Origin of the sequence: Mesorhizobium sp. M7A.F.Ca.US.014.04.1.1 (assembly GCF_003998745.1) — a bacterium.
Classification (GTDB): Bacteria; Pseudomonadota; Alphaproteobacteria; order Rhizobiales; family Rhizobiaceae; genus Mesorhizobium; species Mesorhizobium ciceri.
Window position 1 is genome coordinate 1 of the sequence record NZ_RZRW01000361.1, and the last position, 6,040, is coordinate 6,040.

The following is a 6,040-nucleotide window of genomic DNA, read 5'->3' on the forward strand; positions in this document are numbered from 1 at the left end:
GGACCGCCCCTGGGACCTGCAGCCAAACAGCCGGATGACCAACGGCACCGTCGCCGACGTTACCGATATAAGCGGGCGATCCGTCACGCTGACCTATGACAATGGCCAGACCAAGAAGATTTCGATTCCCGACACCACCCCTGTCGTCACCTTCGCGCCGGCGACGCCGAGCGACCTCAAGCCGGGTGCGACGGTCTTTGTCACCGCAGAGCGGGGTAGTGACGGCGCGCTGAGCGCCAGCCGCGTCGTGGTCGGGACCAACGGCGTCGTGCCGCCGATGTAGTCGGACAGGCGGCCAATGGCCGCCTCTCGATCTTGCCGTGCATGGTGGCGGGAGGCTGGATTGGGCAGAAACAGTCCAGAAACAAAATTCTACAATCGGGAAATACTGACGAAAAAATTCAGGCGCGTAATTCCATTCGCGGCGGCCGGGCTATCGCCCCGATCCATATGCGCCCGCGAAACAAAAGGAAACGATCCATGAAGAAGTCCCTCCTCTCGGCCCTCGGGCTTGCAGTTGCATTGGCTTTCACGGTGCCCGTCATCGGTGCGACGAGTGCGGATGCGGCGCCGATGGCAAAGCACCATCGTCACCACCATCATCATCGCCACCATGTCCGCCATCACCATCATCACCGCCACCACCACCATGTGATCGGAAACAAGGCCTAAGCACCGCAAACTGCCACCGAGAAGACCGGCCTTGGCTTCCTGTCCAAGGCCGGTCTTCCCTTGGCATTGCGGCGCGTTAGCTCGACACGATTTGGGCGCACCAAGTTCGTCGAATGACGGCGCCAGCTACCTCAACCATCAGAAGCACCGCCTCAGCGCCGGCTGAACAGCAGACTGGCGACAAGACCGAGCACCACAAGGCCGACAGCAGCGGCAGCCGCCGGATGGTCGCGGGCCGACCTCTCGATCACCCTGCCCTGTTTACGCAGTGCCGGCATGGCGTCGCGCAGACGCCCCGCAAGATCGGAATAGGTGTCGAAGGCTGCATCGCGACCGTCCTCGTAGTAGGCGCCGCCTCGCCTTGCCACAGCCCTCTTCAAGCTGGCCAGTTCTTTGGTGAGAGCCGCGACCTGCCTGTCGAGATCGATGTCCGAGAGGGTCGAAAATGATGCCATGATGTGTTTCCTTCACTTGCAGAAGGAAACGTAACGCCTCACCGGAAGACGGGTTCCGGTTTCGAACTATCGCGTCGGGCTGCGGTCAGCGCACCTGATCAAGCAGGCGCTTGCATTCCAGGAGGTCGAACAACGCCTCCTGCAGCAAGGCCCTGTTGTCGCGCGAGAGTTTCGATGCATCCGGCTGCACCGGACCGTCCTCGTCGCTCTTGCCCAGGCCGAAAAAGCGACGGCTGGGTTTGACGCGCGGCTGGCCGACCAGTTCGTCGTCCATGCTGCGCGGCTGGGCCGCCGGCGTCAGCGGCACCTGGTCAGCCTGCCTTCGCTGCGAGATCGCCTCGACGGCGGCCATGTCGCCATTGCCGATGGCAACCAGGAAATGGTTGCCGTTCTCGCGCAACAGCTTCTGCACGCCCTTGATGGTGTAGCCCTGGTCGTAGAGCATGTGACGGATGCCCTTGATCAGCTCGACATCCTGCGGCCGGTAGTAACGACGGCCGCCGCCGCGCTTCATCGGCTTGATCTGGTTGAAACGCGTTTCCCAGAAGCGCAGCACATGCTGCGGCAAATCGAGATCTTCGGCGACCTCGCTGATGGTACGAAAGGCGTCGGGGCTCTTGTCCATGGGCGAATCCTCACGCTGGACGATGATCCGGCCTAGCTGCCGAATCGGGGCTTATTTCAGCGGTTTATGAAGCAATATTCAAGCCCGGCGTCATGGCGGTGGCGGTTTTCAACCGCGCTCTAGGATTACTTGCCGCTTTTGGCCTTGCCGCTCTGATGGGAGCGCAAGATACGGCTCTTCAGCACGTTGGACGACTTGAAGGTCATCACCCGACGCGGCAGGATCGGCACTTCCTCGCCAGTCTTGGGATTGCGGCCGATACGCTCGTTCTTGGAGCGGACGTGGAATGTCGCGAAGGACGACAGCTTCACCGTTTCGCCGCGCACGATGGCTTCGCAGATTTCATCCAGCACCGCTTCGACGAGTTCGGCCGATTCAGTGCGCGACAGGCCGACCTTCCGGTAAACTGCCTCGGCAAGGTCGGCGCGCGTAAGTGTCTTTCCCCCCATGCGACCGTCCCATCAGCTCAAAACATAAAATTCGGCACAACAACGGCAGAGCCTAAGTAATTGATCCGTCAAGGTCAAGGACCGAAACTGGACCGTTCGGCACTTACCAGCGAACCAGGACAGCGCCCCAGGTGAAGCCGCCACCCATCGCTTCCAGGAGGACGAGATCGCCCTTCTTGATGCGGCCGTCGGCAACGGCCACCGACAGCGCCAACGGCACGGAAGCAGCCGAGGTGTTACCGTGCAAATCGACCGTAACCACCACCTTTTGCTCAGCTATCCCGAGCTTCTTGGCGGAAGCGTCAATAATTCGTTTATTGGCCTGGTGCGGCACGAACCAGTCGAGATCCTCGGCTGAGATACCGGCTTGCGCGAACGTCGCCTCGATGACGTCGGTGATCATGCCGACCGCGTGCTTGAAGACTTCGCGGCCCTCCATCCGGAGATGGCCGACCGTACCCGTCGTCGACGGCCCGCCATCGACAAAAAGCTTGTCCTTGTGCGTGCCGTCGGAGCGCAGGCTGGCCGCCAGAACGCCATGGTCGGCGATCGTGCCCGCGCCCTCGCCCGCTTCCAGGATCATGGCACCGGCGCCGTCTCCGAACAGCACACAGGTCGACCGGTCGCTCCAGTCGAGAATGCGCGAGAATGTTTCGGACCCGATCACCAGGACACGCTTGGCCAGGCCGCCGCGGATGTAGAGATCGGCGGTGGTCACGGCATAGACGAAACCCGAACAGACCGCCTGCATGTCGAAGGCAAAGCCGTGATGCATACCGAGCCGGTTCTGGATCTCGACGGCGGTGGCCGGAAACGTGTTGTTGGGCGTCGAGGTCGCCAGCACGATCAGATCGATGTCGGCGGGCGTGAGGCCCGCATTGGCAAGTGCGGCACGTGCCGCCGCTTCCCCCAGCGAAGCGGTCGTCTCGTCATCGCCCGCGATGTGGCGCTGGCGAATGCCGGTGCGCTGGGCGATCCACTCGTCGGAGGTCTCGACCATGCCTTCGAAATCGGCATTCTTCATGATTCGGCGGGGCAGCGCGGCGCCCGTGCCGCGCACGACTGATCTGATCAAAGTTCTTTCCTATTCCTTTGCGTCGGTGACGACGTCGGATTTCCTAGATGACAGGGCGCGCGGGTTGCGCGCATGAAACAGGTCCAGATCGGCCTCGATACGGTCGAGGAGGTTGTTGCGGACCATGTCATAGCCGAGTTCGATCGCGGCGGCGAACCCGTCAGAATCAGCACCGCCATGGCTTTTGACGACGATCCCGCTCAGCCCCAGGAAAACGCCGCCATTGGAGCGGCCGACATCCATCTTTTCGCGCAAGCGGTTGAAGGCGCCCTTAGCGAAGACGTAGCCGATCCTGGCCATCAGGGTGCGGCTCATCGCGGCGCGCAGATAACCCGCTATCTGGCGCGCCGTGCCTTCCGCGGTCTTCAGAGCGATGTTGCCGGCGAAGCCCTCGGTCACCACAACGTCGACCGTGCCCTTGCCGATATCGTCGCCCTCGACGAAACCGTGATAGTTCATCGAGGCCATGTTGGCTTCGCGCAGCATGCGCCCCGCCTCCTTAACCTCTTCCTGGCCTTTGATCTCCTCGACGCCGACATTGAGCAGGCCGACGCTGGGCCGGGCTATGCCGAAGACCGAGCGCGCCATGCCGGTGCCGAGAATGGCAAAATCGATGAGCTGTTGCGCATCGGCCCCGATGGTCGCGCCGACATCCAGCACCACGCTTTCGCCGCGCAATGTCGGCCAAAGGGCTGCGATCGCCGGGCGATCGATGGTGGCCATGGTGCGCAGGCAGAATTTCGACATCGCCATCAGCGCACCGGTGTTGCCCGCGGAAATGCAGGCGTCGGCCGTGCCGGCCTTGACCGCTTCGACGGCCTTCCACATCGATGACTTCCAGCGGCCGTGGCGCAGCGCCTGGCTCGGCTTGTCGTCCATCCTGACCGCAATTTCGCAATGGAAGAATTCGCTGATCTCGGCAAGCTTGGGAAATTTGGCGAGCTCCGGGCGCACGACCTCCTCACGCCCGAAGATGACGAAGCGGATGTCGGGACGACGGGTCGCGACCGTCATGAGCGCTGGAATGACCACGGCTGGTCCGTGATCGCCGCCCATGGCATCGATGGAAATCCTGATCACGCGGTATTTGTCTCACGGTTAGGCGGCAGGTCGTTTAGCGACCGCGAAGGTTCGGCGAAAATAACGGTTTTGGGCTGCCACACAACCGACTTTTCCGTCGCGGGCGAGCTTTTCAGGATTTTCCCAGCAAGGATCGCAGTTTTTGCTGAAATTCATTCTCCGCCGGTTCGGTCTCGCTGCCGGCGTTGAGCGCTGCGCCCTGCTTACGCGGATAGGGGTCGATGGCGAGCCCGAAATACTGTTCGGCGAGTGCCCCGACATCGATCGTGTCACCGGAAAATGTCTCTGGACTGTCAGGGCCTTCCGCGTCGAGCAGGATCTCGCCGCCACCATCGAAACCCTGCCGTCCAAGCTTGGAATCCTCGGGCAGCAGCAGCGCTTCGACCGGTTCGTCGATATGCGCTTCGACAGGCTCGAGCGTGACGATGCAGGCCTGGGTGATGTCGGCTTCGACACGACCGCTTATCTTCACGCCATTGCGCTTCCACGACGCGACCAGAAGCTCGGCGCGATAGGATTCGACCGAAATCAACCCGTGCTCCTCGGCCAGTGCCGCACGCTGTGCGGCATCGGCTTCGACAACCAGCGGCAGGCCCTTTTGCGGCAGGCGCGTGATGTTTGCACGGAAGGAGACCGGGCTTTGCGGGTCCACATGCTTCATTGTTCAACCTCCTTGGCGGCGGGAAAGGTCAGCGTGCCGGAGACAATCGATTCGGATGTCTGCGCGGCCAGATGATTGCGCGCGTCGGTAACATAGTTGGCCAGCAGCGATGCTTCCAGCCAGGCGCCCGCGTCGGGCCGGACATTGCGGGCAAGAGCCGCGGTCAGCGCTTCATGGTCGTTTCTTTCCAGGGCATCGTCATAGGCAGCGGTTCGGCCATAAAACATCTTTGCCAGCTTTTTCATGCGTTTGGGCACGCCAACGTCGCCAATGCCCAATTCCCGCAACGAATGGTCGACGTCGAGGAAGAACTCGTCGATCAGCACCTGGGCGACCTCTTGCGCCGCACCGCTCTCACCGCGCAACCTGTGCTGGAACAGGAACATGTGCAGCGACAGCATCTCGAAACGGCCAAGCGGCGTGTCTGGCACATTCCAGTGGGAATAAAACACCGTCTGCCGCGCCGCCGCCACGATTTGTGCGTAAAGCGCCTCGGTGATAGCGCGGTTGGCGTAGCGTTCGCGGCCAAAAAAGCGCTGGAACATTGGGGATGGTCTCCTGGGGACCGTTTGTTGAAGTGGGCTTGTTGCATCGGCAAGCAAGCTGGTTTACCGGTTTCGCGGCCCAGCGCAAGTTGCGGCCAGCTAATGGAGTTGTTGTTGCGCGCGCTGAATTTCAAGTCGACCTTCTCGTCCAGGCCCGCCGGCGCGATCTCGCTGCTGATGATCGTTTCGGCACTATCGGCCTGCCACACCTCCAAGATGATCGGCGACCTCAGCCCGAGTGAGACGCTGACGCAAGGTTACGTCATAGACCAGCAGGCAATCGACCTGGTGCCGGTCGGTTCGAGCCGCGAGCAGGTGCTTCTGGCGCTCGGCACGCCGTCGACGACCGCGACCTTCGACAACGAGGCCTTCTATTACATTTCGCAGACGCGCAAGCGCTACGTCGCCTTCGACAAGCCACGGCTCATTGATCAGCATGTGCTGGCGGTCTATTTCGGCGCCGATGGGCGCGTCGCCC

The 6,040-nt window shown here is 61.9% G+C and carries 9 protein-coding genes and 1 pseudogene; 2 read left to right on the top strand and 8 right to left on the bottom strand.

Going from position 1 to position 6,040, the window contains the following annotated elements:
* Nucleotides 1-283 (top strand): annotated as a pseudogene (locus tag EOA22_RS21915) (hypothetical protein); the annotation flags it as partial.
* A gap of 89 nt (nucleotides 284-372) precedes the next feature.
* Here the strand turns inward: EOA22_RS21915 and EOA22_RS38165 are convergent.
* The 8 genes from EOA22_RS38165 to EOA22_RS21955 form a co-directional block, all read right to left on the bottom strand.
* Nucleotides 373-651 carry a hypothetical protein gene (locus EOA22_RS38165; protein WP_206521312.1) on the bottom strand — a complete coding sequence of 93 codons (279 nt, stop codon included), beginning with the start codon at nucleotides 649-651 and terminating at the stop codon, nucleotides 373-375.
* Between the two features lie 173 nt (nucleotides 652-824).
* A complete protein-coding gene (locus EOA22_RS21925) occupies nucleotides 825-1,127 on the bottom strand; it encodes a hypothetical protein (protein ID WP_013532229.1) in 303 nt (100 codons plus the stop codon).
* Nucleotides 1,128-1,212: 85 nt separating this feature from the next.
* Entirely contained in the window at nucleotides 1,213-1,752 is a 540-nt protein-coding gene (locus tag EOA22_RS21930; RefSeq protein ID WP_063167770.1) for a MerR family transcriptional regulator, read from the bottom strand.
* Between the two features lie 125 nt (nucleotides 1,753-1,877).
* Nucleotides 1,878-2,201 carry an integration host factor subunit alpha gene (locus tag EOA22_RS21935; RefSeq protein ID WP_013532231.1) on the bottom strand — a complete coding sequence of 108 codons (324 nt, stop codon included), beginning with the start codon at nucleotides 2,199-2,201 and terminating at the stop codon, nucleotides 1,878-1,880.
* A 103-nt stretch (nucleotides 2,202-2,304) separates the two neighbouring features.
* Nucleotides 2,305-3,276, bottom strand: coding sequence for a beta-ketoacyl-ACP synthase III (locus EOA22_RS21940; RefSeq protein ID WP_024504674.1), 972 nt, complete (start codon nucleotides 3,274-3,276; stop codon nucleotides 2,305-2,307).
* Between the two features lie 9 nt (nucleotides 3,277-3,285).
* Nucleotides 3,286-4,356 (bottom strand): phosphate acyltransferase PlsX, encoded by a 1,071-nt coding sequence (gene plsX / locus EOA22_RS21945; RefSeq protein ID WP_024504675.1) that lies wholly within the window; start codon nucleotides 4,354-4,356, stop codon nucleotides 3,286-3,288.
* 112 nt (nucleotides 4,357-4,468) lie between these two features.
* A complete protein-coding gene (locus tag EOA22_RS21950) occupies nucleotides 4,469-5,017 on the bottom strand; it encodes a DUF177 domain-containing protein (RefSeq protein WP_013532234.1) in 549 nt (182 codons plus the stop codon).
* Nucleotides 5,014-5,562, bottom strand: a complete 549-nt coding sequence (locus tag EOA22_RS21955; RefSeq protein WP_063167769.1) for a ubiquinol-cytochrome C chaperone family protein — start codon at nucleotides 5,560-5,562, stop codon at nucleotides 5,014-5,016. Before EOA22_RS21955 ends, EOA22_RS21950 begins: the two co-directional genes overlap by 4 nt.
* Nucleotides 5,563-5,676: 114 nt before the next feature.
* On the opposite strand from EOA22_RS21955, the gene EOA22_RS21960 reads away from it, so the two are divergent.
* Nucleotides 5,677-6,040: outer membrane protein assembly factor BamE (locus tag EOA22_RS21960; protein WP_164755721.1), on the top strand; the 364-nt coding region annotated here is incomplete at its 3' end.